The sequence below is a fragment of the Pseudomonas sp. AG1028 genome, from assembly GCF_007993955.1.
Taxonomy (GTDB): Bacteria; Pseudomonadota; Gammaproteobacteria; order Pseudomonadales; family Pseudomonadaceae; genus Aquipseudomonas; species Aquipseudomonas straminea.
This window is the reverse complement of the sequence record NZ_VIVP01000017.1, coordinates 21,160-45,929: the sequence shown is the minus strand read 5'-3', so window position 1 is coordinate 45,929 and position 24,770 is coordinate 21,160. Positions and strand designations below refer to the sequence as shown.

The window sequence follows — 24,770 nt, the reverse complement described above, 5'->3', positions numbered from 1 at the left end:
AAGGGGTGGGGCGAGGTCTCCTACCGTCTGTACTGCTGCGAACAGTCAGAATTGGCTTTGTCGTCCCACCACCCCTTCGAGTATCACCATACAAGCGGCTTTAGCCGCGAGCTCTTTGCGCACACCAATATAGCTCGGGGCTAACGCCCCTCCTACATGCTCAACGACCGTTTCGGCCTTGCAGCAGCCTGTTTAATGTCGCCCAACAAGACCGCGAACAGGTTCCTAGAGCTCCGCCGCCAACCGCGACCCTTGGTTGATCGCGCGCTTGGCATCCAGCTCGGTAGCCACGTCGGCGCCGCCGATCAAGTGCACGGACTGGCCAGCCGCGACCAGCGCGTCCTGCAGTTCACGCAGCGGCTCCTGGCCGGCGCAGAGAATCACCGTATCTACCGGCAACACCTGGGGCTCACCTTCGCCGACGCGGATATGCAGGCCTTGGTCGTCGATCTGCAGGTACTCGACGGCGTTAATCATCTGTACCTGCTTGTTCTTCAGGCCCGCGCGGTGGATCCAGCCGGTGGTCTTGCCCAGGCCGTCGCCGACCTTACTTTTCTTGCGTTGCAACAGGAACACCTGGCGTGCCGCCGGCTCGACCTGCGGCTGCACGCCGGCGACGCCGCCGCGGGCTTCAAGGGCCAGGTCGATGCCCCACTCCTTCCAGAACGCTTCACGATCCAGGCTGGTCGCAGGCCCGGCGTGGGTGATGAATTCGCTAACGTCGAAGCCGATGCCACCGGCACCGATCACCGCAACGCGCGGGCCAACCGGCTTGCGCCCCAGGATGGCGTCCAGGTAACTGATCACCTTGGCGTGCTCGACACCCGGGATGGCCGGCGTGCGCGGCACGATGCCGGTGGCCAGGATCACCTCGTCGAAACCGCCGGCGAGCAGATCCGCAGCGCTCACCCGGGTGTTCAGGCGCAGCTCGACGCCCGTGGTCTCCAGCTTGCGCTTGAAGTAGCGCAGGGTCTCGTAGAACTCTTCCTTGCCCGGGATGCGCTTGGCCACGTTGAACTGCCCGCCAATTTCGCCCGCAGCATCGAACAAGGTCACGCTATGGCCACGCTCGGCAGCCACAGTGGCAGCGGCAAGGCCGGCAGGCCCGGCGCCGACCACGGCGATCTTTTTCACCGTGGCGGTAGGAATGTAGTTCAACTCGGTTTCATAGCAGGCGCGCGGGTTGACCAGGCAGGTGGTCAGCTTGCCGCCGAAGGTATGGTCCAGGCATGCCTGGTTGCAGCCGATGCAGGTATTGATCTCGTCGGCGCGGCCTGCGGCGGCCTTGTTGACGAACTCGGGGTCAGCCAGGAACGGCCGCGCCATGGACACCATGTCGGCATCGCCTTCGGCCAGCACCTGCTCGGCCACTTCCGGAGTGTTGATGCGGTTGGTGGTGATCAGCGGGACCTTCACCTCGCCGCGCAGCTTGGCGGTGACCTTGGTGAACGCCGCGCGCGGCACCTTGGTGGCGATGGTCGGGATGCGCGCCTCGTGCCAGCCGATGCCGGTGTTGATGAGGGTGGCGCCGGCCGTCTCGATGGCCTTGGCCAGGGTCACGATCTCGTCCCAGGTGCTGCCGCCCTCGACAAGGTCGAGCATCGACAGGCGATAGATGATGATGAAGTCGCGGCCGACCGCTTCGCGCACCCGGCGCACGATCTCCACCGGCAGGCGCATGCGGTTGGCGTAACTGCCGCCCCAGCGATCGGTGCGCTGGTTGGTGTGGGCGACCAGGAACTGATTGATGAAGTAGCCTTCGGAACCCATGATCTCGACGCCGTCATAGCCGGCCTGCTGGGCCAGCGACGAGCAATTGACGAAGTCGGCGATCTGTTTCTCGATGCCCGCCTCGTCCAACTCCTGAGGCTTGAACGGGTTGATCGGTGCTTGAATGGCGCTTGGCGCCACCTGTTTGGGGCTATACGCATAGCGCCCGGCGTGCAGGATCTGCATGCAGATCAGCCCGCCCGCCTTATGCACCGCCTCGGTGACGATGCGATGCTTGTCGGCTTCCTCAGGCGTGCTCAGCTTGGCCGCGCCAGCGTATACGCCGCCCTCCTCGTTCGGCGCGATGCCGCCGGTGACCATCAGGCCGACGCCGCCGCGGGCGCGCTCGGCGAAATACGCAGCCATACGCTCGAAACCACCCGGTTTCTCTTCCAGGCCAGTGTGCATGGAACCCATCAGGGTGCGGTTCTTCAAGGTCACGAAGCCCAGATCCAGGGGTGCGAGCAGGTGCGGGTAGGCGGTCATGGTGTCAGTCCATCGGCGTTGGTCACGGAATTGCCGCAGCCTGCGCGGGCAGCGGTCGTATGGCACAGACGATAGTGAAGCAGATGCACCTGCTCAATGATCGTAAATAACAAATTAATGATCATGTCTAACAGCGCCGCTGGCAGCTCGCCGGCGACCAGGCTACGCTGGCGCATCTCCTCCAGCGCCTTACTTTGATGAAACCTGCCGCCATTCGCCTGGGCGATCTCTCCGTTGGCTACCTGCACAGCCTGGCCGATGCCATCGAGCACCTTGGCCACGCCGCGCAACCACTGCTCGAGCACTACGGTTTCGACGCCGCGCGGCTGGCCGAACCGCGGGCGCGGCTATCGATTCCCCGCTATATGCATCTGGGCCATGCCGCCGTCGTGCTGACTGGTGAGCCGGCCCTGGGCTTGGTGATGGGCCGCTTTGCCTACCTGCATCGCCTGGGGCTGGCCGGTATCGCCGCAGCCCAGGCGCCTACCGTACGTGAGGCGGCCCGCACGCTGATCCGTTTCGAGGCGCTCTATGCCTCCAACTACCGGGGCCGCTCCAGCCTGCAGGAAGACAGCAGCGGCGCCTGGCTGCGCTTTCACTCCATCGGCCCGTACAACGCTTACAACCGCTTCGTGGTCGACACCGTGCTGGCCGCTTGGCTACGGCAAATGGGCGCCCTGGCGCGCACGCCGCTGATCGCCCAGGCGCTACAGCTGGAATTCAGCGCACCTGAGTACGCCGAACGCTATCCGCTGGAGTTTGGCTGCACTCCTCTCTTCGAAGCCGACTTCAACGGCCTGCGCCTCGATCAGCAGACCCTCAATCTGCGCAACCCCATTCATTGCCCCGGCACCTGGCATGAATTGTTACAACTTTGCGAGCAAGCGCTCGAACGCCTGATGCAGCCGAAAAGCATGCGTGACCGGGTCATTCAATTGATCGGCCCACGCCTGCATGGCCGCGAGCCGGACATGGACGATATCGCCCGTCAGCTGCAATTGCCGAGCTGGACGTTACGTCGCCGATTGGCCGAAGAAGGCACGCGTTTCAGCTCGATCATCAATGAAACCCGGCGTGATCTGGCCGTTGCCTATGTGCGCGACACCGAGCTGTCGTTCGGGGAAATCGCCTATCTGCTCGGCTTCGCTTCTGCCGAAGCTTTCCAGCGCGCCTTCAAGCGCTGGCTCCAACAAACGCCCGGGGAAATGCGCCGCGTCTATCGGCAAACCGGCAACAGCACATCCGAATCTATAAAATAACTATTTTCATTTGCAGCTGCGGGTTTTAGGCTTCTCATTCGTCTTAACAAGTAACTGACCGCTGGGTGCGTGCCACTGGCCGCAGTCGTCGGTTAACGCGCCTCGCTGCCGACCGGTTGGCGAAGCGTCGTTCGTACCAAAATCGCCCTGCCGTGCTAGTGGCGGCGGCGCACAGACAAGACTGATATTCATGTCCAAGAAGTCGCGTTCAAAAATCTGGTTTCTGGTGCACAGCTGGCTCGCCCTGCCGATCTGGTTCTTCGTGCTGATCGTCTGCGTCACCGGCACCCTGGCGGTGGTCAGTCAGGAAATCGTCTGGTTGGCCAACCCCGACGTACGCGCCAGCAAGCCCTCCGACGATGCCGAGCTGCTGACCTTCGGCCAGGTGCTGGCCGAGATCAAGAAGGCCGAGCCGGATCTGGTGGTGCAGTCCATCACCCGCCCGGACGAATCGCACTTCGCCCTCACCGCGCGGGTCAGCTACCCGGACGGCAGCAATCCGACCATCTACGTCAACCCCTACACCGGCGCCATCCAGGGCGTGAGCCCGGAGTTCGACTTCCGCCAGTTCACCCGCGCTCTGCACGGCTGGTGGTTGGTGCCCTTCACCAACGGTTTCAGCTGGGGCTGGTACCTGGTGTCGATGATGGGCATCCCGATGCTGCTGTCGTTGATCACCGGCCTCGTGGTCTACAAGAAATTCTGGAAGGGCTTCTTCAAGCCGCGCCTGCGCTTCAACCAGGGCGCGCGGATCTTCTGGGGCGACTTCCACCGCCTGAGCGGTATCTGGTCAATCTGGTTCATCGCCGTGGTGTCGATCACCGGCATCTGGTTCCTGATCCAGGCGATCCTGTTCGACAATCAGATTTCCATCTCCACCGAAGGCGTGCCCGCCGTGGTCGCCCGCGAAGACGTGCCCATCGTGCGGCCCGGCGAGCCGATCCCGATGCTCGACGTGGACGAAGCCGCGCGCATAGCCATCGGCAAGGTTCCGAGCCTGGACGTCAGCTTCACCCGCCTGCCCAGCAACGCCTACGACCACATCTCCGTGGGCGGGCGCGGCTGGTACCCGCTGATGATGCAGAGCGCCTCGATCAACCCCTACACCGGCGAAGTGGCGCAGCAGCGCCTGCTCGAGGATCGCTCCAAGCTGGAGTTCGTCACCGAATCCATGCGCCCGCTGCACACCGGCGATTTCGGCGGCCTGTGGGTGAAGATGATCTGGTTCTTCTTCGGCCTGGTGCTCAGCATGATGGTGCTCAGCGGCCTGCTGATCTGGACCAAGCGCACCGCCCTGGCCACCGCCAAGGTGATCAAGCGCCCGGCGCGGGTGCGTGAGCCGCAAACCGCAAGCGACAACGGGGAGGTTCAGGCATGAGCAAGGCCATGGCAGCACAACCCGCCTCGTCGCTGAGTCGCTTCTGGCACAAGTGGCGCTTCCACATCAACATCCTGCTGGTGCTCATTCCACTGGGCTTCATGCCTCGCTATTTCCACGACGTGGCGCTGTTTCGCGGCACCAGCGGCCTGGGCGAGCGCACGGTCGGCGAAGTACCGGTCGGGCCCTGGTCGATCACCCTGGCCGAATTTCGCGCCGCGCCACCGGAGCTCGACGGCCCGGCCGGCTACATGAAGACCTTCACCGGTGCGCTTTGCAGGGAATGCAGCAGCCAGGTCAAGGCCACCTACCTGCGCATCGGCAAGCCCCGCAGCCTGCGCGCCGCCGGCGGCATCTTCTTCGGCAGCGCCTACCGCATGGGCGCCACCGTGCCGTTACCGCCACGCACCAAGCCCGACGCCGAGCTGTGGATCACCATGGAGGGCTGGGACGGCTCCGTGCATCAGGCCGCCGTACCGCTCGAACTGGCATCCCCATCCACCGTCGCGTGGCTGCAGAAACAACAAGGAGGCAAACCATGATCAAGCCCAACGTTCTGCGCAGCGTCGCAGGTATCGCCCTGCTGTCGGTCAGCGGCCTGGCGATGGCCCACAACCCGATGTGCCAGTGCGAGGAAGTCGACGCCGAGAACATCCGCTGCACCGGCGGTTTCTCCGATGGCAGCGGCGCTGCCGGCGTGACCCTGGATGTGATCGGCTATGACGAGAGCATCCTGGTGCCCGGCAAACTGGCCGACGACTCGACCCTGACCTTCAAGAAACCCGAAGGCGAGTTCTACGTGCTGTTCGACGCCGGCCCCGGTCATATCGTCGAAATCGATCACACGGAAATCGAGACTCCATGACGGTTCAGATCGTACGCCCCGCCGGTGCCGGTCATGAAACCCTCTACGTGCTCGTCCTGTGCCTGGTCATCGTGCTGGTGGCCGGCTCGGTGGTCGCCTGGCATGGCGAAACGGACAGCGAAACCGCCATCGCCAGTCACCAGATCGATGCCCGCCGCGACCTGACTGCCGCCGAACAGGGCATCTATGCCGACCTGCGCGTGGCCGCCGACGAAATCCGCATTCGCCGCGACGAAGAGCAGCCCCTGCTGAGCCCCGCCGAGCTGGCCGACGAAGGCTTCCCGCCGTTCGTAAGCGACGCCAGCGCCACCAGCCGCGGCAGCCATCAGTGGCACTTGCTGCCCGGTGACGAGGCCGCCTACTTCGGTGCCAGCCAGGCGCTGGACGTCGCCGGCTCCCTGCTCATGCGCCTCGACGCCGAAGGAGAGCAGGCCGACGTGTGGCTCAATCGCAACACCGCCAGCGCGCCCGCCAGCCTCGATGCGCCGGCCCTGATCGCTGCCGGCTGGCAGCAGATCGCCTCCCAGTACGACGCAGGTGTGACCCGGCAACATCGCCACTGACACCTCCGACTCATCCGACAGAAGACCGCCCGCCCATGCCCATTTCCCGCCTTTTCCGCGCACGCGCTCTGTTATCACGCCTGAGCATCGGCGCCCTGCTGCTGCTCGGCGCTGCCAGCGCGGCCGATGCCAAGCTGCGCATCGGCATCACCCTGCACCCCTACTACAGCTACGTGAGCAACATCGTCGGCGACAAGGCCGAGGTGGTGCCGCTGATTCCGGCCGGCTTCAACCCCCACGCCTACGAGCCGCGGGCCGAGGACATCAAGCGTATCGGCTCGCTGGACGTGGTGGTGCTCAACGGCGTTGGCCATGACGACTTCGCCGACCGCATGATCGCCGCCAGCGAGAAGCCGGATATCGAAGTGATCGAGGCCAATGCCAACGTGCCGCTGCTGGCCGCCACCGGCATCGCTGCTCGTGGCGCCGGCAAGGTGGTCAACCCGCACACCTTCCTGTCGATCAGCGCCTCGATCGCCCAGGTCAACAACATCGCCCGCGAACTCGGCAAGCTCGACCCGGACAACGCCAAGACCTACACCCAGAATGCCCGCGCCTATGGCAAGCGCCTGCGCAAGCTGCGCGCCGATGCCCTCGCCCAGCTCACCGAAGCGCCAAACGCCGACCTGCGCGTGGCCACCGTGCATGCGGCCTACGATTACCTGCTGCGCGAGTTCGGCCTGGAAGTCACCGCGGTGGTGGAACCGGCCCACGGTATCGAGCCGAGCCCGAGCCAGTTGAAGAAGACCATCGACCAATTGCGCGAGCTGGACGTCAAGGTGATCTTCTCCGAGCTGGATTTCCCGTCCACCTACGTTGAAACCATCCAGCGCGAGTCGGGCGTCAAGCTCTACCCGCTGTCGCACATTTCCTACGGTGAATACAGCGCCGAGAAGTACGAGAAGGAAATGGCCAACAACATGAACACCGTGGTGCGCGCCATCCAGGACGCCGGCCAATGACCGCAGCCGAGAACCTGAGCGTGGCGGCCATCGGCCCGACCCTCGACTTCCAGCAGGTCAGCCTGGTGCTGGGGCGCACCCAGATCCTCGACAACGTCAGCTTCAAGGTGCGCCCGGGCAGCGTGCATGCGCTGGTCGGCCCCAACGGTGGCGGCAAGAGTTCGCTGATCAAGACCCTGCTCGGCCAGATGCCCCACCAGGGCACGCTCAGCCTGGCCTGGCAGGGCGAGGTCGGCATCATCGGCTACGTGCCCCAGGCATTGGAGTTCGACCGCGGCCTGCCGATGACCGTCGACGACTTCATGGCCGCCATGTGCCAGCGCCGACCTGCCTTTCTCGGCCTGTCGAAGCATTACGCCAGGGCCATCGACGAAGCCCTGACCCGCGTCGGCATGCTGGAAAAGCGCAAGCGGCGCATGGGCGCACTGTCCGGCGGTGAGCGCCAGCGCGTGCTGCTGGCCCAGGGGCTGATTCCCGCGCCACAGTTACTGGTGCTCGACGAGCCGATGTCGGCCCTCGACGAAGCCGGGATCCAGGTGTTCGAGCGCCTGCTCGGCGACTGGCGCCGCGCTGGCATGACCGTGCTGTGGATTGAGCACGACCTGGAAGCGGTCAAGCGCCTGGCCGATCGCGTCACCGGCCTGAGCCGCCGCGTGCTGTTCGATGCGCCGCCAGGTGAAGCCCTGACCCCGGAGCGCCTGCTCAGCCTGTTCTCCACCCATGCCCGCACCGTGGAGGCCGCCCAGCCATGATCGACTACGAACAGTTCCGCCTGTTGATCCAGGGCTGGGCCTCATCCGGCTACCTGCCCGCCGCGCTGGCCTATGGCTTCGTGGTCAACGCCCTGCTCGCCGGCCTGCTGATCGGCCCGGTGCTGGGTGGCCTGGGCACCCTGGTGGTGGTCAAGCGCTTCGCCTTCTTTTCCGAGGCGGTAGGCCACGCCGCGCTGACCGGCGTGGCCATCGGCATCCTGCTCGGCGAGCCCTACACCGGCCCCTACGGCGCGCTGTTCGGCTACGCGCTGTTGTTCGGCATCCTGCTCAACTACCTGCGCAATCGCACGGGCCTGGCGCCGGACACGCTGATCGGCGTGTTCCTGTCGGTGTCCCTGGCCATGGGCGCCAGCCTGCTGCTGGTGCTGGCCGGGCGCATCAACGTGCACATTCTGGAAAATGTGCTGTTCGGCTCGGTGCTCACCGTCAACGGCACCGACCTGTTGGTGCTGCTGGTGGTCGGTGGCCTGGTCATGGGCCTGGCGCTGCCGCTGTACAACCGCATCATGCTGGCCAGCTTCAACCCGCAGCTGGCCGCGGTGCGCGGCGTGGCGGTGAAGACCCTGGATTACCTGTTCGTGATTCTGGTGACGCTGATCACCGTGGCCGCGGTCAAGGTCATCGGCGCGATTCTGGTTGGCGCCCTGCTGGTGATTCCAGCCGCCGCCGCGCGCCTGCTCAGCCAGTCGCTGAAAGGCTTCTTCTGGCTCTCGGTACTGATCGCCACCGTCAGCACGCTGCTCGGCATCCTGTTGCCCATCGTGCTGGATCTGCCGATCCCCTCCGGCGCCGCGATCATCATGATCGCCGGTATCGCCTTCGCCCTCGCCGCCATCGCGCGCGGCGTCGTACCAAGCTTGAAAGGGAACCTGGGATGACCCATCGACTCCACCAACTGGGCCTCGCCCTGCTCCTCAGCCTGCCGGGCCTCGCTCTCGCCAAGGACGTGACCGTGCTGGTTTCGCAGCCGATCACCTTTGGCCTGGCCAGTGACCTGCTCGACGGCACCCAGGTGCACATCGGGCGCGCCGCACCGGCCAATCTGCCGGCCAGCCGCCAGGTATCGTATTTCGCCGGGCGTGGCGCCGCCGCGCTGCAAAAGGTCGCCGTCGAGGCCGACGCAGCCATCGCCCTGCGCTCGCTGTGGAGCGAAGACCCGCTCTACCCCATGGCGCGACGCAGCAACATCCGTATCGTCGAGATCGACGCCGCCCGCCCGGTGGACGGCGCCCTGCCGGGCATCGCCACCCAGGCCGAAAGCGCCGGTGACAACGATCTGGCCAGTTACCCGTGGCTGGCGATCAACAACATGGGCCGCATGGCCGACGTGATGGCTGCCGACCTGGTACGCCTGGCGCCGGACGCCAAGGGCAAGGTCGAGCAGAACCTGGCCGCCCTCAAGCAGCGCCTGCTCAAGCTCAACGCCCACAGTGAGCGCGAGCTGGCCAAGGCCGACAACCTGTCGGTGTACAGCCTCAGCGATCGCCTGGACTACCTGATCAGCGGGCTCAACCTGGATCTGGTCAGCAGCGACAGCCGCGATGACCGCGACTGGGACGCCGAGGCCCTGAAAACTCTGACCGGCGCCCTGAAAGCCGATGACGTGGCCCTGGTGCTGACCCACCGCAATCCGCCCAAGCCGGTGGCTGATGCAGTGCAGGCCGCCGGCGTGCCGCTGCTGGTGCTAACAACCGACAGCGACGACCCCGTCGCCGAGCTGGAAGGCAACGTCGATGCGCTGGTCAAGGCGCTGAGCCAGTAAGCACTTCAGCCGATGTAACGAAAAAGGCCCGATGCATGTGCATCGGGCCTTTTGTTTTGATCGTGGCCGGGGCTCGCCCCCAACCTTTCACCGAGCCTAGAGCTCGGTGGCGTCTTCGGCGAACTCGGGCACGTCCTGTTCCAGGGCACGGGACTCGAGCAACTCTTCCTGATAATCGTCCATCGCTTTCTCCTTTCTTTCTCTTCGGTCTCGTACCGATTCTAGTGGATCCCCGTGACCTTCCTGTGACAGGGATCAGCAACCGCTGCGTTCAGCGCTCGCCTGGGACACATTACTCCCAGGCTCGACACTGCGCGTCAACCAGACGTTACCGCCGATGACAGAGCCCTTGCCGATGGTGATACGCCCTAGGATGGTCGCGCCGGCGTAGATCACCACATCGTCCTCGACGATCGGGTGACGCGGCTGGCCCTTGTGCAACTGGCCGCTCTCGTCGCTGGTGAAGCGCTTGGCGCCCAGAGTCACGGCCTGGTAGATACGCACGTGGTTGCCGATGATCGCCGTCTCGCCAATCACCACGCCGGTGCCGTGATCGATGAAGAAGCTGTGGCCAATCTGCGCACCCGGATGGATGTCGATACCGGTGGCGCCGTGGGCAGTCTCCGCCGCGATGCGCGCCAGCAACGGCAGCCCTGCGCGGTACAGATGATGCGCCAGGCGGTGATAGATCACGGCCAGCACGCCGGGGTAGCACAGCAGCACTTCGTCGACGCTGCGCGCCGCCGGGTCGCCGTTATAGGCGGCCACCACATCCTGATCGAGCAAGCGGCGCAGCGCCGGCAATGCGGCGGCAAAATCACGCACGATGGCAACCGCCTGGCCATCCACGTCATCGCCGGACTCACCGCGCTGGCGCGCCGCGTAACGCAACTCCATACGCACCTGGGTCACCAGGGCATTGAGTGCGCGGTCCAGGGTATGGCCGACATAGTAATCCTCGCTTTCCTCGCGCAGCTCCGCAGGCCCCAGACGCATGGGGAACAGCGCCCCGCACAGGCCCGTGAGGATCGCCGCCACGGCCTGGCGCGAAGGCAGCTCGCGGCCACCCAGTTCCGTGTGGCGGCCCGAGCGGTTGCGCCATTCGGCACGCGCCGCGCGCAGGCCGGCCACGGTCTGCTCCAGGTCCCAGTTGACGGGACGGGAGCAGTAATCAACCTCGGCGCCATCGTCATTGCGGATGGCAAACTCGCCGTTCATCGACACCTCAACTCGACAGGTGGCCGGCGCCAACGGCCGGCCAGAACACGGACAATACGGCGCACCCGCAGGCGCGCTCAACTACTCGCAGGTTATGAGTTTAGTGCGCAAAGGCATATCGCTCAGCCGTCCATGGGCGCGATACCGGGCGCCATGCTGGCGATACGCAGCGCCAGCCCCTCATAGGGCTCGAGCTCGATGTGCAACTCACCATCGGCGGACAGATCACCCATCAGCCTTTCGTGAATGATGTCCACCACCGGGCCCGGCTCGACGTGCTCCAGCGTAATCACCTCGCTGAGCGGCTCGGCGCCGAAATTCAGCGCCGTGACTTGGATGCCGCGCCCGGCCGGCAGCTCGTGCACCATGATCAGCAGCGCGGGATGCTCGGTGACCGGCACGGCGATCTGCCGGCTGGAGGCCACGCCGTGGGAGCGCCGCGCCGCGAACAGCCGGCGCGCCTGGGAGGCGAACGACTGCGGGTCCTGCAACTGCTCGCTGAGGCTGCCGTACAGCTGGCGTGAACGCGGCAGGCCTTCGGCGGACAGCAGCGCATCGGGGTCGAGATCGACCAGGTCGTAGCCGCCGCGGTTGATCCAGCGCGTGTCGCCATCGGCGATCAGCTCGGCCACCTGCTCGGCTTCCAGCGGCAAGGCGCCGACCAGGTCCCAGCCCGACAGCGCCACCACGCCCGGCTGCATGGCATTGAACATCAGCAGCAGCAGGTGCACGCGGCGGATCTGCTCGATGTCGGCGTCGGTGATGGCGTTCAGGTCACGGATGCCCAGCGCCGCGGTGATGATGCTCACCGTGGTGCAGGCCACGCCGTTGGTGACGAACTTCAGGTTGTAAGGCGCGTGGTCGCCGGTCAGGCGCTCGTACATCTCGCCGCGGATGTGCTCGCGCAGGATGCTGCCTGGCAGGCTCTGCCCACGGAACACGTAGGTGTCGTTGGCATGCAGCGTCCAGAAATGCACCAGTTCCAGGGTCAGTTCGTCATGGTTCTGCAGGGCGTGGATCAGCGACGCCGGGTCGATGCCGAAATCGTGCATCTGCTGCAGCATCAGGCGCAGGAACTCGACTTCCCCCGTCAGCAAGGCGTGCTGGTAGGCCGGCCGGGTGATGAAGTCGTAGGACAGATCCGCACCGCCCTGGGACATCGAGGCGATGTCATCGAGCGTCAGGTTGAGCTCTTGAAAACTGAAAGCGCCGGCCTTGCGAATCATCCCGGCGAGCAACTGGTTGCCGGTCAGCGACAGCGGGTGGCTCTCCGACCACGCATTGCCCTGGCTACGCCGCTCGACACCGAGGAAACCGTTGGCATCCAGGCGCAGCACTCGCGAGCCGATCACGTCGATGGCGTGCAGCGACTCACCGGTGACCAGCTGCTGGGCGGCAAAGGTCGGGTCCAGCCAGTTCAGCGACGGCTGGCCTTCCTTGAAGTAATGCAGATACACCCAACGCCGCACCTTGCCATCGACGCCGATGATCTCGCCGGTGGCGCTCCAGTCGGTTTCCTTGACGCCCGGCTCGAAGAAGATCACCCGCTGCAACTGGCCGACGATGTAGTGCTTGTCGCGCAGCGCATCGACGGTGGCCGGCGACAGGTTCACCGAATCGCGGCCTTCGGGCAGCGGCGGCAGCAGCTCCCAGTCGGCCTCGGCGATTTCCACCATGTGGTAGAGGCCGGGGTAATCGCCATAGGCCATTTCCGCCAGGCGGAAATCCGCGCCCTTGCCGGTGTGCGACGGGATCGAGTCGTCGATGGTCACGGCGTTATGGGCCGCCGCCACACGGCTCAGGTGCACCAACTCTTCCTCGCTGCCGAAGCGCGGGTCGATCTCCAGGCTGATCCGGTCGAAATTGCCGTCGACGGTGGGCGTGTACTCGCGCCCCTGCAAACCACCCGAACGGCGCAGCGGCCCGGTGTGGATGCCCTGAACGCCAAGTTCGGAGAGTGCCGCCCACAAGCGCTCGTCGCCGAGCGCCTGCAGTACCGAGCCATCGGGCGACGTGATGATCGAGGCGGGATAGACCGCCAGCCACACCGAAGCTACCGCGGTGACGCTGCGCGGCCGTGCCAGTGCATAAGGTTGCTGCCACAGGCGGGCCTGGCCCGAATACAGGCGCATGCGTTGGCGGGCGGTGTGCAGCATGGACTGCTCGACCAGCCAGTTGATCTGTTGTTCATCTGCCATAGCGATCCCGGGGTGCGAAAGGGAGGATCGCGAACGGCCAGGCCGTCCGCTGGTTCAATTTCAGAGCCAGCGGTGAGGGCTTCGTTCAGATTGATTGCTGCCGTTCAGTGATCCTGCTGAGCCTTCAGATATAGCAGCAGGCCATCGATCTTGTCCTGATCGCCAATGCCCCAGAAGCGCATCTTGTTGCCCGGCACCACGCTGTCGGAATCCTTGATGAAGGCGCTCAGGGTGTCGTGATCCCACACCACGTCCGCCTGCTGCATGGCAGGCGAATACTTGTAGTCCTGGGTGGCGCCAGCGTGGCGGCCGAAAATCCCGTTGAGTTGGGGCCCGAAGGCCGCCCGCGCGCCCGGCCCGACGTTGTGGCAGTTGCCACAGACGCGCTTGAACAGTGCCTCGCCGGCAGCGATATCGGCTTCGGCCAGGGCCGTCTGGGTGAACAGCGCGCTCGCCACGATGAGCAACCCGTGTCGCAGGAGGCGCCGGCCCGGTAGGTGAATCAGTACAGAAACGGTCATTGGCACGCAGCAAGTCGATGCGAAGAAGCCGCCAGTATGCCCCAGCACCCGCACCGATTCATTGATCTGCGCTAGCGAAAGATCAGCGACTGATGCGCCCCCGCCCCTGCCCTTGCGCCAGTGCCCACGGCAAGCGCTACGGAACCGGCAGCCAGTGCCGCGTCGCCGCAGGCGAACACGCCAGGCACGCTGGTTTCCTGGGTTTCCGAGGTTTGCAGGTAGAGTCCCATCGGCCCTTCCAGCAGCGCGCAGCCCAGCTGGGTGGCCAGCGGATTGTTCTGGTGCGTACGCGGCATCACGAACAATCCGTCCAGTGACACGCGGCGGCCGTCAGTCAAGTTGAGGTCCACGCGCTCGCCGCTGATCGATTGCACGCGGTCCGGCTCGACCACCACGCCGCGGCGCGCCAGCTGCTGCAGTTGCTCGGCATCAGGCACGAAGACGCCGTTGAGAAAGAAGGTAGTACTGCCCCAGTCCGGCAGCATCAACGCGTGGTGAATCGACATGGGCGAGACGGCCAGCACGCCGATGCGTCCCTGCTCCAGCTCGTAGCCATGGCAATACGGGCAATGAAACACATGGCGGCCCCAGCGCTCGGCCAACCCTTCGATGGCCGGCAGTTCATCGCGTACGCCGCCGGCCAGGATCAGGCGCCGGGCGGCCACACGCTGACCGCCGCGCAGCGTGACGACGAAACCCTCGCCGTCACGCTGCACCTGGCTAGCTTCGCCTACCTGCCAGGTGACGGTCGGATAGTCCATCAGTTCGGCACGGCCATCGGCAGCGATCTCTTCGGGGGCACGCCCGTCCTGGCCGAGAAAGCCGTAGGAATGGCTGGCAAAGCGATTGCGGCGCACGCCGGCGTCGATTACCAGCACCCGCCGTCGGGCGCGGGCCAGCTGCAGGCCGGCGGACAAGCCGGCGTAGCTGCCACCGACGATGATTGCGTCATAACTCATGGCGTCATTCCTCTTTCTTACGGCTCGGGGAAATGCCAAGCCATCATGAAACACCATAAGTTACGAATAAGAAAAACGTCAACCTCTCGTAACTCTATTCATTACGAATCATACTCGGCGCGACTGCCTTCAGCCTGAGACACCCATGAGAAACGACACCCGCCTATCGCGCATGCTGCACGTGCTGATCCACATGGATCGCCACGAAGAGCGCGCCACCTCGGAGACCATCGCCCGCATGCTGGAAACCAATCCAGTGGTGGTGCGGCGCACCATGGGCCTCTTGCGCGACAAGGGCTACGTGACCTCCGACAAGGGCCACAATGGCGGCTGGTCGCTGGCACGACCGCTGGCCGAGATCACGCTGCTGGATATTCACGAGGCGTTGGGCTCGCAGTCGATCTTCAGCATCGGCCTGGCGACCGATAATCCCACCTGCCTGGTCGAACAGGCCGTCAACCAGGCCCTTGGTCAGGCGTTCGACGAGGCCCAGGCCCTGCTCCTAAAGCGGCTGGCGTCGATCAGCGTGGCCTCGCTGGCGGAAGATTTCGACGCGCGTTACCAGGCCCTCGGGCAGCCCTGCAAAAACCTGTAGATGAGCTCAAAGATCGCGGAACAGGTCATGGGCGTTGAGCAGTGCGTAGGCGATTTCCGGACGGCGCTCCAGACCGCGGCGGATGGCGGCCGGGATCGCCTGGCGGGTCTTGCGGCAAAGACCAGGAAAGTTGCGCACCTCGATGGTGATGCCACGCATGCTGCGCACTTCGTTGAAGCCCGGTGCCACGTCGACGCGAATGCCCAGTTGCTCGAACATGCGCTGCTGCATGCGTTCCAGGTCTTCCAGGCTGGCGAGGTTTTCCAGGCGCTCGAGCAGGCGCTTTTCCTCAGCTTTGGTCAGCAGCAGGATGCGCCGATCCGCCTCGGGCTGTTCCAGCAACTGCTCGCGCTCGCAGTCGCAAGCGCCCGGTGGGCAGGGATGACGGATTGGCAGGGAGGCATTCATGGCCTGCATCATAGCCACGCTGGCGGCGCGTTGACCATGGTCAACGCGCCGCCAATCAGTGCTTACTCACTCAGGCACTGAGCTTGAAGCGACCCACCAGGGTATTCAGGCCCTGGGCCAGGTGCGCCAGCTCGCTGCAGGCCGCTGCGGTCTGATTGGCGCCCGAGGCGCTCTGCATCGACAGGTCGCGGATGCTCACCAGGTTGCGATCCACCTCGCGGGCCACGTGAGCCTGCTGCTCCGAAGCCGTGGCGATCTGCAGGTTGCGCTCGTTGATCATGCCGATGGAGTCGACGATCTGCCCCAGGGCGACCCGCGCCTCGTCGGCCACCTGCAGGGTGTTGGTGGCCTCCTGACTGCTGCCGCGCATGGCCTGCACAGCCTTCTCGGTGCCGGCCTGAATCGCCGCGATCATCTGCTCGATTTCCTGGGTCGAGGCCGAGGTGCGGTGGGCCAGCCCACGTACTTCGTCAGCCACCACGGCAAAACCGCGGCCATGATCACCGGCGCGGGCAGCCTCGATGGCAGCGTTGAGCGCTAGCAGGTTGGTCTGCTCGGCGACGTTGCGGATCACGTCGAGCACCTTGCTGATATCGCGCGCCTGATCGGCCAGGCCCTGCACCTGATCGGAGGCCTCCATCACGTTACCGGACAGATTGCGGATTGCCGCTACGGTGCGGGCCACATGCTGGTTACCGGCATTGGCCGACACCGTCGACTCGCGGGACGCATCGGAGGCGCCGCTGGCGTTGCGCGACACTTCATCGACCGCCGAGCTCATCTGCGTTACCGCCGTGGCGGCCTGGTCGATTTCGGCGTTCTGGCTCTGCAGGTTGCGAGTGCTTTCCTCGGTGACCGACGCCATTTCCTCGGCAGCAGCGGCCAGCTGAGTGGAGGACTCGCTGATCTGACGGATCGCGTCATTGAGGTTCTTCTGCATGGTCGCCTGGGCGGCCAGCAGGCGCGAGGCTTCGTCCTTACCGCTGACCAGCACGGCGCGGGTCAGGTCGCCGGACGCGATGGTCTCGGCGCTCTGCAGCGCTTCCCTGATCGGCGCGGCGATGGAGCGGGTCAGCAGGGTCGCCAGCAGCACGGTCAGCAGCACCGCGATACCAATGGTGATCAGTACGCCGTTACGGCCATGGTCGAAGATGGTGCTGGCATTGAGGCCCGCCTGCTTGGCGCCCTGCATGTTGTAGGCAGTCAGCTCGTCGAGCTGATGCTGCAGCGAATTGCCATCGTCGCGCACCTTGCCGTTAGCCAGTTCCAGCGCCTGGGGCAGCTGCTTCTGGTGCAGGAACTGGACGATCTGCTGCTGCCCGTCGAGGTAGGCCTGAGCGCTGGCGCTGATGCGGTTGAACATGGCGCGCTCGGCCTCGGTGGACACCATGTGGCGATCGTACTGACCGAGCACCTGCTGCAGGGCGCCGCGGTACTGCTGGGCGACGCTTTCGTCAATGGCCTGGCCGGTGTTTTCTACCACGGCGAGCATGCGCAAGGTTTCCAGGCGGATATTGAGCAGATCCTTCTGCATTTCGCCGGAGGCCTGGATGCTGGCCATCCAATTGGTTTCAATATCCTGCTCGGCGTCGTAGAGGTCGGCGAGCTTGAAAAGTGAGAAGACGCCCAGCGCCATCACCAACAGGGTGATGAGCGCGAAACACAGAGCGGCACGGGGGGCGATATTAAGGCTACGAAGATTCATGGCGGCACCATATAAGGAACGTTTTACCAACCACTCCCTGTTGGCCCAGCACACACTTTCTATGTTCTGGCAGACACGACCAAACAATATCAAACAGCCATCATCTTGTGCGTTAAATAAATCTATCGCCCACCCAAAACAGCCTGCATAACTGCAATCGATCCTGACCAGCTGGCCAATAACATGGGTACTGGCGCTTTGCTGTGCAATCTTTATCATCCGCGACGCGAGTATGGGGAACTCCAGCCCACCGCCCTGGTGTCGAACCCGAGTCCGATGCCAGGCGTGCCGCCACAGCCGCCCGGCCCTTTTACCCCGTCAAAGGAACGATTGATGAGCATCCACAGCACCGCGGGCCAACTTCCCGACGAGCACAGCCTGGTCAACCTGCCACGCCTGGTGGCGCGCTACTACAGCGACCGCCCGGACCCGAGCGACCCCGCTCAGCAGGTGGCCTTCGGCACCTCGGGCCACCGCGGTTCGTCGCTGAAGAATAGCTTCAACGAATGGCACATCCTCGCTGTTACCCAGGCAATCTGCGATTACCGCCGCGGCCAGGGTATCGACGGCCCGCTGTACATCGGCATGGACACTCACGCGCTGTCCGAGCCCGCCTTCGTTTCCGCCCTGGAAGTGCTGGCCGCCAACCGCATCGAAACCCGCATCGATGCCGGCTGCAGCGAAACCGCCGGCGAGACGGGCTACACCCCTACCCCGGCGATCTCCAAGGCGATCCTCGATTACAACAAGGGCCGTAGCAGCGGCCTGGCCGACGGCATCGTCATCACCCCGTCGCACAACCCGCCGGCCGATGGCGGCTTCAAGTACAACGCCACCAATGGCGGCCCGGCCGACACGGGCGTGACCAAGTGGATCCAGGAACGCGCCAACGAACTGCTGGTGGCCGGCCTCAAGGGCGTGCAGCGCATCGACTACGCCAGCGCCCTGAAAGCTCCGACCACCCAGCGCCACGACTTCATCGAGCAGTACGTCGGCGATCTGGAGCAGGTGCTCGACATGCAGGCGATTCGCGGCTCGAGCCTGAAATTCGCGGTCGACCCGCTCGGCGGCGCCGGCGTGCACTACTGGACGCGCATCGCCGAGCGCTTCGGCCTGCCGCTGGAGGTGCTGTCGACCCGTATCGACCCGACCTTCCGCTTCATGCGCGTCGACTGGGACGGTAAGATCCGCATGGACTGCAGCTCGCCCCACGCCATGGCCGGGCTGATCGAGAACAAGGACCGCTTCGACGTGTCCTTCGCCTGCGACACCGACCACGACCGCCACGGCATCGTCGCCCGCTCCGTGGGGTTGCTCAATCCCAACCATTACTTGGCCGTGGCCATCGAGTACCTGTTCACCCACCGTCCGCAGTGGGCCGCCCAGGCTGCCATCGGCAAGACCCTGGTGTCTTCCTCGATGATCGACCGCGTGGCCAAGGGCATCAGCCGCGACGTGGTGGAAGTGCCGGTGGGCTTCAAGTGGTTCGTCGACGGCCTGATCGAAGGCCGTTTCGGTTTTGGCGGTGAAGAGTCCGCCGGCGCCTCGTTCCTGCGCAAGGACGGCAGCGCCTGGTCCACCGACAAGGACGGCATCATCCTCGGCCTGCTGGCGGCGGAAATCACCGCGGTGACCGGCAAGGACCCAGGCGAGCGTTACCAGGCGCTGACCGAGCGTTTCGGTGCGCCGGTCTATCAGCGTATCGACGCCCCGGCGGACCGTGAACAGAAAGCGCGCCTGAGCAAGCTGTCGGCGTCCCAGGTGACCGCCAGCGAGTTGGCCGGCCAGCCGATCACCGCGATTCTCACCGAGGCGCCCGGCAACGGTGCGGCCATCGGCGGACTCAAGGTGGTGACCGACAATGGCTGGTTTGCCGCCCGCCCGTCCGGCACCGAAGACGTTTACAAGATCTACGCGGAAAGCTTCGAGGGCGATGCGCACCTCAAGCGTATCCAGAGTGAGGCCAAGGCGCTGGTCGACAGCGTGCTGGCCGGCTGACCAAAGAAAACGCCCGGCTGATGCCGGGCGTTTTGTTTAAGTCGCTTCAGCGCGCCTGGACTCAGGACGAATAAACCTGCGCACCCTGTACAGTCTTGGCGCGACGCACGCTCTGCTGCTGTCGGCTCATCTGCTTCTGCACCTTCGCCACGGCGCCCAGCACCTGCTGCGCCCACTGCGGGTCATCGGGGCGCACCACCACCACGCGGAAGCCATGATGCTGGCCTTCTATCTGCACGCCTTCGGAATCGTCGACGTGCAGGTCGATATCGAAGGCCGATGGCAGTTTCGAGGGCGCGTGGGACAACCCGCGCGCCGTCAGCGCATGCTTGTGGCGCACGCTGTTCACCACGCCATCGACGTGAATGCCGTGGAGCATCAGCCAACGCCGTATGTATGCAGGCGTGCGCCCTGAGGAGGTGTAGATCCACACGCTGCAGTTCTGCCGACGCAGCTCGCGAATCAGCGAGCGGGTGCCGATGCGCAGCGGCTCGCCGAGCCAGCGATGGACGAACGCCGGCAACCTGCTCGGCTCGGCATCGCTGTGCAGGGCCTGGCAGGCCAGGGTGTCGTCGATATCGAAGGAAATACGCAGGCGCTGGCGCTTGAACGAAGCCAGCGGCACCAGAGCTTTGAAGGTCTGCAGGGTCGGCAGATCAGTGAGGTGAGACAGGCGAGCTGCAAAACGCTTGTTCATTACGCCTCCCACCGCTGCTCGGCAGCGAGCTTCTTCTCGCTGAGGAAGAATTTCTTGCGCTCGGGCGACTGGTCTTCCAGAAAGGCGGCGTATTTCTTCTTGATCTTGGGCAGTTCGTACAAGGCCTTGACCCCGTGCTTGGCGGAGTTGCGGATCACCGACGAGGGGTTGAAGTAGCCCTCGGCATTTTTCAGGGTCAGCACGAAAGGCGGTTGACCATCGCGCATCAGCAGGTAGCTGACGATCAGCGAGCCGGTGCGATTGTTGCCCTCGATGAACAGCTGCGGCTTGCTGAGAATCCGCACATAGACGCCGGCGGCACGCTTCCAGACCGACTCGCTGCGGTGTGCGCAATACCAGTTGAACACGTCTTTGATCCCGCCTTCGATATTGTTGAAGAAGTGCGCTTCAGTCGCCGCCAGGTGCTGGGCGAACTCCTGCCGATGTGCCGCGTTCTGCCCGCAGAGCACGGTGGCATTGAGCTCCAGCATCAGGTTCAGATTCTGCAACTCGAACAGATCGATACCGCGGGCGACATAATCGTCAATCAGCGCGTAGCCCTCAAGCACGTTTTCCAGCACTTCGTCGGTCAGCGGATCACGGGGCTCGGTGAAGTGCCGGCTGAGCTCGGCGAAGCGGCTCTGCACCTCGCGCAGGGCGTGCTCCACAGCAGGTAAATCAAGGCGACGCTTGGCAGGCATTGGCATTCCTGAAAAAAGTCTTGAACCGGTAAAACGGCCGGATACCCGTTCGAGCCTTTCGGGCTCGTGCTGGCATGCGGCCTGCAACGATTGGCGGCGCTTAGCTGAACTTGCCGCTGATGTAGTCCTCGGTCATCTTCTCTTTCGGGCTGCCGAAGATCTGCTCCGTCGCGCCCATCTCGACCAGATAACCGGTACGGGTACCCTGGGAGATATCCACCGAGAAGAACGCCGTGGTATCGGCCACCCGGATGGCCTGCTGCATGTTGTGGGTCACCAGGGCGATGGTGTAATCCTTCTTCAGCTCGACCATCAGTTCCTCGACCCGGCGCGTGGCGATCGGGTCGAGCGCCGAGCAGGGTTCGTCGAGCAGCAATACTTCCGGCTCGGTGGCGATGGCGCGGGCGATGCACAGGCGCTGCTGCTGGCCGCCAGACAGCGACAGGCCGCTGACCTTGAGCTTGTCCTTGACCTCATCCCACAATGCGGCGCCTTGCAGGGCGTGCTTGACGCGATCACCCAGGTCGCCCTTGTAGCGGTTGAGGCGCAGGCCGAAGGCGACGTTGTCGAAGATGCTCATCGAGAATGGGTTGGGCTGCTGGAACACCATGCCGATGTAGCGGCGCACCACCACCGGATCGACGCCCTTGCCGTAGACGTCCTGGCCGAGGAAGTGCACGTGGCCCTCGAAGCGGAAGCCTTTGACCAAGTCGTTCATGCGGTTGAGGCTGCGCAGCACGGTGCTCTTGCCGCAACCGGACGGGCCGATGAAGCCAGTGATCTTGTTCTTCTCGATCGGCACATGGCTGTCGCGCACGGCCAGGAAGTTGCCGTAGAAAATCTTGTCCAGCTTGCAGTCCATGACCACGGGTGCGTGGGTTTCGGACGGCGCGGCGATTGGTGCGGATAACTGGTTCACTATCAGAGTGCTCCGATTCTCAATACTTGGGCTTGCCGAAAATACGGCTGATGACATTCACCATGAGCACGATCAGCACCAGGACCAGCGAAGCGGCCCAGGCGAGCTCAAGCTGGTTGTCGAACGGCATGCCGGAGAAGTTGTAGATCAGCACGGCGAGCGAGGCCGTGGGATTCATCACGGCCAGTTCGCCGTCGTGATAGATCCAGTAGTTGCTGAACAGCGCGGTGAACAGCAGCGGTGCGGTTTCACCAGCAGCACGGGCCACGGCCAGCATCACGCCAGTCAAGATCGCCGGCAGGCCGGTCGGCAGGATGATCTTCCAGATCACCTGGGAGCGGGTGCAGCCCATGCCGTAGGCCGCGTCCTTCATGACCTTGGGCACCATCTTCATCGCCTCTTCGGCGGTCAGCACGACGATGGGCAGCATCAGTACCGCCAGCGCCACACCACCGGCCGGGGCCGAGTAGGTGCCGGTGGTGACGACCACCAGCGCGTAGGCGAATACCCCGGCGAGAATCGACGGCAGGCCGGTGAGCATCTTGGCGGCGAAGCGTGCGGCATTGGCCAGCTTGCTGTGCGGGCCCAGTTCGGCCAGGAAAATCGCCGCCAGAATGCCGACCGGCACGGCGATGGCCGCCGCGATGCCGACCATCACGAAGGTACCTGCCATGGCGTTGCCAAAGCCGCCCCCTGTCTCGAAACCGGTGGGCGGCAGTTCGGTGAACACTTCCAGGCTCAGGCGCGCGCCGCCACGGGTGATCAGCATGTAGAGCACGGAGAGCAGCGGCACACTGGCCAGCAGCGCCACGACCCAGACCACGCTGGTCAGCATCAGGCTACGCAGCGCGCGGCCCTCGAAGCGGCGCTGCAGGCTCGGCATTTCAACGGGAGGAACGGTCAGGTTGGTCATTGTTTATTGCCCCGCTGGGCGTAGACCATCAGCATCGAGCCGATGATGTTGACGATCAGGGTGATCAGCATCAGCACCAGGGCGGCGTACATCAGCACCTCGACCTCGCGCGGCCCGGCTTCCGGGAAGTTCAGGGCCAGCAGCGCGGCCAGGGTGTTGGCCGGGGCGAACAGCGACAGGGAGATGCTGTTGGCGTTACCGACCAGCATGGCCAGGGCCATGGTTTCCCCCAGCGCGCGACCAAGGCCGAGCACCAGAGAACCGAAGATGCCCGTCGCAGCGGACGGCACCATCACCTTGAGAATCGCCTCCCAGTGGGTGGTGCCCATGCCGTAGGCGGCCTGCTTGGTCTTCATCGGTACGCTGGAAAGCGCGTCCTGAGAAACCGCTGCGATGGTCGGCAGAATCATGATCGCCAGCACCAGGGCGGCAGGCAGCAGGCCCGGGCCGCTCAGCGAGGTGCCGAAGAAAGGGATCCAGCTCAGTTCGGTGTGCAGCCAGGTGGTCAGCGGGCGGATGGCCGGGATCACCACATAGATACCCCACAGGCCGTACACGACGCTGGGGATGGCCGCCAGCAGCTCGACGATGGTGCGAAACACCGCCGCGAGCTTGGCAGGCAGAAAATCCTGGGTCAGGAAGATGGCCATGCTGATACCGAAGAACCCGGCGATCAACAAGGCGATAAAGGCGCTGTACAGCGTGCCCCAAATGGCAGGAAGAATGCCGTACTTGTTCTGATTGACATCCCAGACGGTGCCGAACAGTACGTCGAAACCATATTCCTGCATGCCGGGCAATGCCTTGCGCCCAACCTCGAACACCAGGGCGAAGACCACGGCCAGAATCAGAACCACGCCCACTCGGGAGAGTGCGCGGAAGGTCCGGTCAACCAGAAAATCCTTCGTAGAAGGCGGCTGACAGGCAGAGTCGGGGTTGTCTGGAACAACGAAAGGGCTGGTCATTGGCTAATTCCAACGCAATTGCAGGCCCCTTGCGGCTTGCACCGCAAGGGGCCGGGCGAGCATTACTTGATGTTGGCAGACGCTTTGCGAACCTGATCGACGACCGATTGCGGCAGCGGGATGTAGCCCATCGAGTCGGCGATCTTCTGACCTTCGGTCAGGCTGTACTCGACCATGTCACGCAGGGCCTTGGCCTTGGCCGGGTTGCCGTTGTCCTTGCGGAAGATCATCCAGGTGTAGGTGGTGATCGGGTAGGACTTGGCACCGTCCGGGTCCGGCAGCCAGGCCACCAGGTTTTCCGGCATTTTCACGGCGGCGAGCGCCTCGGCACCGCTTTCCGCGTTCGGCACCACATACTGGCCGGCCTTGTTCTGCAGCACGGCGAAGTCGACCTTGGCGAGTTTGGCGAAGCCGTATTCGATGTAGCCGATGGAGCCCGGGGTCTGGCGAACGGTGGCGGTCACGCCATCGTTTTTCGGCGACTTGATGAACTTGTCGCTGCCAGGCCAGTTGACGGTGTTGCCCTCGCCCAGCTCTTTCTTGAAGTCGGCGTTGATGGCCGACAGGTGCTTGGTGAATACGGCGGTGGTGCCGCTGGAGTCAGCGCGCACAACAACGGTGATCGGCAGGTCGGGCAGTTTCAGCTCAGGGTTGGCCGCGGCGATCTGCGGATCGTTCCACTTGGTGATCTTGCCCAGGAAGATGTTCGAGTAAACGTCGCGCGGCAGCTTAACGCCCTTCGGGTTGCCTGGCAGGTTGTAGGCCAGCACGATTTCGCCTGCCGTCATCGGCAGCAGCTGCACGCCTTCGGCGACCTTGGCGATATCGGCGTCCGACATCGCCGAATCGCTGGCAGCGAAGTCGACGGTCTTGTTCAGGAAATCCTGTACGCCGGCACCGCTACCCTTGGATTGGTAGTCGACGGTGACGCCGGGGGTGTTCTTGCTGAAGTCCTTGAACCAGCTCAGGTAGATCGGGGCCGGGAAGCTGGCACCGGAGCCGGTCAGGCGCACGTTTTCCGCGGCGAAGGAGACGGAACTGGCACAAAGAGAAACCGTGACGGCGATGGCGGCAGACTTGAATAGCTTTTTCATTGGGGACTCCTTGTGAGCGGGAGTCCGCACTTTGCATCAATCCTGTGACGCTTTTGTGACA

Annotated in this window: 25 protein-coding genes; 11 read left to right on the top strand and 14 right to left on the bottom strand. The window is 64.4% G+C overall.

All coding sequences use genetic code 11. The features are described from left to right. Positions 1-225 precede the first annotated feature (225 nt). Positions 226-2,256 carry an NADPH-dependent 2,4-dienoyl-CoA reductase gene (locus FB481_RS22755; protein WP_147178019.1) on the bottom strand — a complete coding sequence of 677 codons (2,031 nt, stop codon included), beginning with the start codon at positions 2,254-2,256 and terminating at the stop codon, positions 226-228. After that, positions 2,253-2,432 carry a hypothetical protein gene (locus tag FB481_RS22750; RefSeq protein WP_147178018.1) on the bottom strand — a complete coding sequence of 60 codons (180 nt, stop codon included), beginning with the start codon at positions 2,430-2,432 and terminating at the stop codon, positions 2,253-2,255. The genes FB481_RS22755 and FB481_RS22750 overlap by 4 nt, the downstream gene beginning before the upstream one ends. Positions 2,433-2,453: 21 nt before the next feature. Here FB481_RS22750 and FB481_RS22745 point away from each other — a divergent pair, with 21 nt between their 5' ends. The 9 genes from FB481_RS22745 to FB481_RS22705 all read left to right on the top strand — a co-directional run bounded on the left by FB481_RS22745 (position 2,454) and on the right by FB481_RS22705 (position 9,818). Further along, the gene (locus tag FB481_RS22745; RefSeq protein ID WP_147178016.1) at positions 2,454-3,515 is read left to right on the top strand and encodes an AraC family transcriptional regulator; all 1,062 of its coding nucleotides are present in this window, start codon (positions 2,454-2,456) and stop codon (positions 3,513-3,515) included. A 190-nt stretch (positions 3,516-3,705) separates the two neighbouring features. Then, positions 3,706-4,893: a PepSY domain-containing protein gene (locus tag FB481_RS22740; RefSeq protein ID WP_147178014.1), complete on the top strand. Its 1,188-nt coding sequence runs from the start codon at positions 3,706-3,708 to the stop codon at positions 4,891-4,893. Then, positions 4,890-5,435, top strand: coding sequence for a thiamine pyrophosphate-binding protein (locus tag FB481_RS22735; RefSeq protein WP_147178012.1), 546 nt, complete (start codon positions 4,890-4,892; stop codon positions 5,433-5,435). The genes FB481_RS22740 and FB481_RS22735 overlap by 4 nt, the downstream gene beginning before the upstream one ends. After that, positions 5,432-5,758, top strand: a complete 327-nt coding sequence (locus FB481_RS22730; RefSeq protein ID WP_147178010.1) for a hypothetical protein — start codon at positions 5,432-5,434, stop codon at positions 5,756-5,758. Before FB481_RS22735 ends, FB481_RS22730 begins: the two co-directional genes overlap by 4 nt. Next, entirely contained in the window at positions 5,755-6,321 is a 567-nt protein-coding gene (locus tag FB481_RS22725; RefSeq protein WP_093503248.1) for a DUF6162 family protein, read from the top strand. Before FB481_RS22730 ends, FB481_RS22725 begins: the two co-directional genes overlap by 4 nt. 35 nt (positions 6,322-6,356) lie before the next feature. Next, the gene (locus FB481_RS22720) at positions 6,357-7,283 is read left to right on the top strand and encodes a metal ABC transporter substrate-binding protein (RefSeq protein WP_147178008.1); all 927 of its coding nucleotides are present in this window, start codon (positions 6,357-6,359) and stop codon (positions 7,281-7,283) included. After that, positions 7,280-8,035 (top strand): metal ABC transporter ATP-binding protein, encoded by a 756-nt coding sequence (locus FB481_RS22715; RefSeq protein ID WP_093503244.1) that lies wholly within the window; start codon positions 7,280-7,282, stop codon positions 8,033-8,035. Before FB481_RS22720 ends, FB481_RS22715 begins: the two co-directional genes overlap by 4 nt. Beyond that, positions 8,032-8,934, top strand: coding sequence for a metal ABC transporter permease (locus FB481_RS22710; RefSeq protein WP_178109923.1), 903 nt, complete (start codon positions 8,032-8,034; stop codon positions 8,932-8,934). The genes FB481_RS22715 and FB481_RS22710 overlap by 4 nt, the downstream gene beginning before the upstream one ends. Further along, positions 8,931-9,818 carry a metal ABC transporter solute-binding protein, Zn/Mn family gene (locus FB481_RS22705; RefSeq protein ID WP_147178006.1) on the top strand — a complete coding sequence of 296 codons (888 nt, stop codon included), beginning with the start codon at positions 8,931-8,933 and terminating at the stop codon, positions 9,816-9,818. The genes FB481_RS22710 and FB481_RS22705 overlap by 4 nt, the downstream gene beginning before the upstream one ends. Before the next feature lie 255 nt (positions 9,819-10,073). On the opposite strand, the gene epsC is transcribed toward FB481_RS22705, so the two are convergent. From epsC to FB481_RS22685, 4 genes are all read right to left on the bottom strand, one after another. Further along, complete coding sequence (epsC, locus tag FB481_RS22700) at positions 10,074-11,036, bottom strand: serine O-acetyltransferase EpsC (protein ID WP_244154149.1); 963 nt, start codon at positions 11,034-11,036, stop codon at positions 10,074-10,076. 122 nt (positions 11,037-11,158) lie between these two features. Continuing rightward, complete coding sequence (treS, locus tag FB481_RS22695) at positions 11,159-13,234, bottom strand: maltose alpha-D-glucosyltransferase (protein WP_372239587.1); 2,076 nt, start codon at positions 13,232-13,234, stop codon at positions 11,159-11,161. A gap of 104 nt (positions 13,235-13,338) precedes the next feature. Further along, complete coding sequence (locus FB481_RS22690) at positions 13,339-13,692, bottom strand: cytochrome c family protein (protein ID WP_256662793.1); 354 nt, start codon at positions 13,690-13,692, stop codon at positions 13,339-13,341. Positions 13,693-13,826: 134 nt separating this feature from the next. Continuing rightward, positions 13,827-14,714 (bottom strand): NAD(P)/FAD-dependent oxidoreductase, encoded by an 888-nt coding sequence (locus FB481_RS22685; protein WP_147178000.1) that lies wholly within the window; start codon positions 14,712-14,714, stop codon positions 13,827-13,829. Positions 14,715-14,859: 145 nt separating this feature from the next. Here FB481_RS22685 and FB481_RS22680 point away from each other — a divergent pair, with 145 nt between their 5' ends. Then, positions 14,860-15,309, top strand: coding sequence for an Rrf2 family transcriptional regulator (locus tag FB481_RS22680; protein WP_147177998.1), 450 nt, complete (start codon positions 14,860-14,862; stop codon positions 15,307-15,309). Between the two features lie 6 nt (positions 15,310-15,315). On the opposite strand, the gene FB481_RS22675 is transcribed toward FB481_RS22680, so the two are convergent. After that, the gene (locus FB481_RS22675; protein ID WP_093503533.1) at positions 15,316-15,717 is read right to left on the bottom strand and encodes a hypothetical protein; all 402 of its coding nucleotides are present in this window, start codon (positions 15,715-15,717) and stop codon (positions 15,316-15,318) included. A gap of 70 nt (positions 15,718-15,787) precedes the next feature. Beyond that, positions 15,788-17,422, bottom strand: a complete 1,635-nt coding sequence (locus FB481_RS22670; RefSeq protein ID WP_147177996.1) for a methyl-accepting chemotaxis protein — start codon at positions 17,420-17,422, stop codon at positions 15,788-15,790. Between the two features lie 333 nt (positions 17,423-17,755). Between FB481_RS22670 and pgm the strand changes: the two genes are divergently transcribed. Beyond that, positions 17,756-19,420, top strand: a complete 1,665-nt coding sequence (gene pgm / locus FB481_RS22665) for a phosphoglucomutase (alpha-D-glucose-1,6-bisphosphate-dependent) (protein WP_147177994.1) — start codon at positions 17,756-17,758, stop codon at positions 19,418-19,420. 61 nt (positions 19,421-19,481) lie between these two features. On the opposite strand, the gene FB481_RS22660 is transcribed toward pgm, so the two are convergent. The 6 genes from FB481_RS22660 to pstS all read right to left on the bottom strand — a co-directional run bounded on the left by FB481_RS22660 (position 19,482) and on the right by pstS (position 24,709). Continuing rightward, positions 19,482-20,117, bottom strand: a complete 636-nt coding sequence (locus FB481_RS22660; protein ID WP_244154148.1) for a hypothetical protein — start codon at positions 20,115-20,117, stop codon at positions 19,482-19,484. Then, positions 20,117-20,818: a hypothetical protein gene (locus FB481_RS22655; RefSeq protein ID WP_013790904.1), complete on the bottom strand. Its 702-nt coding sequence runs from the start codon at positions 20,816-20,818 to the stop codon at positions 20,117-20,119. The genes FB481_RS22660 and FB481_RS22655 overlap by 1 nt, the downstream gene beginning before the upstream one ends. A 100-nt stretch (positions 20,819-20,918) precedes the next feature. Then, positions 20,919-21,680 (bottom strand): phosphate ABC transporter ATP-binding protein PstB, encoded by a 762-nt coding sequence (gene pstB / locus FB481_RS22650; RefSeq protein WP_218571915.1) that lies wholly within the window; start codon positions 21,678-21,680, stop codon positions 20,919-20,921. Positions 21,681-21,756: 76 nt separating this feature from the next. Then, complete coding sequence (pstA, locus tag FB481_RS22645) at positions 21,757-22,650, bottom strand: phosphate ABC transporter permease PstA (protein ID WP_093503225.1); 894 nt, start codon at positions 22,648-22,650, stop codon at positions 21,757-21,759. Beyond that, positions 22,647-23,615 (bottom strand): phosphate ABC transporter permease subunit PstC, encoded by a 969-nt coding sequence (gene pstC / locus FB481_RS22640; protein ID WP_093503223.1) that lies wholly within the window; start codon positions 23,613-23,615, stop codon positions 22,647-22,649. Before pstC ends, pstA begins: the two co-directional genes overlap by 4 nt. Before the next feature lie 62 nt (positions 23,616-23,677). Then, on the bottom strand, positions 23,678-24,709 hold the full coding sequence (gene pstS, locus FB481_RS22635; RefSeq protein ID WP_013790900.1) for a phosphate ABC transporter substrate-binding protein PstS: 1,032 nt from the start codon (positions 24,707-24,709) through the stop codon (positions 23,678-23,680). Positions 24,710-24,770 lie beyond the last annotated feature (61 nt).

Coding starts and splice junctions, on each gene's coding strand:
- FB481_RS22755 (WP_147178019.1), bottom strand. CDS start 2,256: ATGACCGCCTACCCGCACCTGCTCGCACCCCTGGATCTGGGCTTCGTG.
- FB481_RS22750 (WP_147178018.1), bottom strand. CDS start 2,432: ATGCGCCAGCGTAGCCTGGTCGCCGGCGAGCTGCCAGCGGCGCTGTTA.
- FB481_RS22745 (WP_147178016.1), top strand. CDS start 2,454: ATGAAACCTGCCGCCATTCGCCTGGGCGATCTCTCCGTTGGCTACCTG.
- FB481_RS22740 (WP_147178014.1), top strand. CDS start 3,706: ATGTCCAAGAAGTCGCGTTCAAAAATCTGGTTTCTGGTGCACAGCTGG.
- FB481_RS22735 (WP_147178012.1), top strand. CDS start 4,890: ATGAGCAAGGCCATGGCAGCACAACCCGCCTCGTCGCTGAGTCGCTTC.
- FB481_RS22730 (WP_147178010.1), top strand. CDS start 5,432: ATGATCAAGCCCAACGTTCTGCGCAGCGTCGCAGGTATCGCCCTGCTG.
- FB481_RS22725 (WP_093503248.1), top strand. CDS start 5,755: ATGACGGTTCAGATCGTACGCCCCGCCGGTGCCGGTCATGAAACCCTC.
- FB481_RS22720 (WP_147178008.1), top strand. CDS start 6,357: ATGCCCATTTCCCGCCTTTTCCGCGCACGCGCTCTGTTATCACGCCTG.
- FB481_RS22715 (WP_093503244.1), top strand. CDS start 7,280: ATGACCGCAGCCGAGAACCTGAGCGTGGCGGCCATCGGCCCGACCCTC.
- FB481_RS22710 (WP_178109923.1), top strand. CDS start 8,032: ATGATCGACTACGAACAGTTCCGCCTGTTGATCCAGGGCTGGGCCTCA.
- FB481_RS22705 (WP_147178006.1), top strand. CDS start 8,931: ATGACCCATCGACTCCACCAACTGGGCCTCGCCCTGCTCCTCAGCCTG.
- epsC (WP_244154149.1), bottom strand. CDS start 11,036: ATGAACGGCGAGTTTGCCATCCGCAATGACGATGGCGCCGAGGTTGAT.
- treS (WP_372239587.1), bottom strand. CDS start 13,234: ATGGCAGATGAACAACAGATCAACTGGCTGGTCGAGCAGTCCATGCTG.
- FB481_RS22685 (WP_147178000.1), bottom strand. CDS start 14,714: ATGAGTTATGACGCAATCATCGTCGGTGGCAGCTACGCCGGCTTGTCC.
- FB481_RS22680 (WP_147177998.1), top strand. CDS start 14,860: ATGAGAAACGACACCCGCCTATCGCGCATGCTGCACGTGCTGATCCAC.
- FB481_RS22675 (WP_093503533.1), bottom strand. CDS start 15,717: ATGAATGCCTCCCTGCCAATCCGTCATCCCTGCCCACCGGGCGCTTGC.
- FB481_RS22670 (WP_147177996.1), bottom strand. CDS start 17,422: ATGAATCTTCGTAGCCTTAATATCGCCCCCCGTGCCGCTCTGTGTTTC.
- pgm (WP_147177994.1), top strand. CDS start 17,756: ATGAGCATCCACAGCACCGCGGGCCAACTTCCCGACGAGCACAGCCTG.
- FB481_RS22660 (WP_244154148.1), bottom strand. CDS start 20,117: ATGAACAAGCGTTTTGCAGCTCGCCTGTCTCACCTCACTGATCTGCCG.
- FB481_RS22655 (WP_013790904.1), bottom strand. CDS start 20,818: ATGCCTGCCAAGCGTCGCCTTGATTTACCTGCTGTGGAGCACGCCCTG.
- pstB (WP_218571915.1), bottom strand. CDS start 21,680: ATGGACTGCAAGCTGGACAAGATTTTCTACGGCAACTTCCTGGCCGTG.
- pstA (WP_093503225.1), bottom strand. CDS start 22,650: ATGACCAACCTGACCGTTCCTCCCGTTGAAATGCCGAGCCTGCAGCGC.
- pstC (WP_093503223.1), bottom strand. CDS start 23,615: ATGACCAGCCCTTTCGTTGTTCCAGACAACCCCGACTCTGCCTGTCAG.
- pstS (WP_013790900.1), bottom strand. CDS start 24,709: ATGAAAAAGCTATTCAAGTCTGCCGCCATCGCCGTCACGGTTTCTCTT.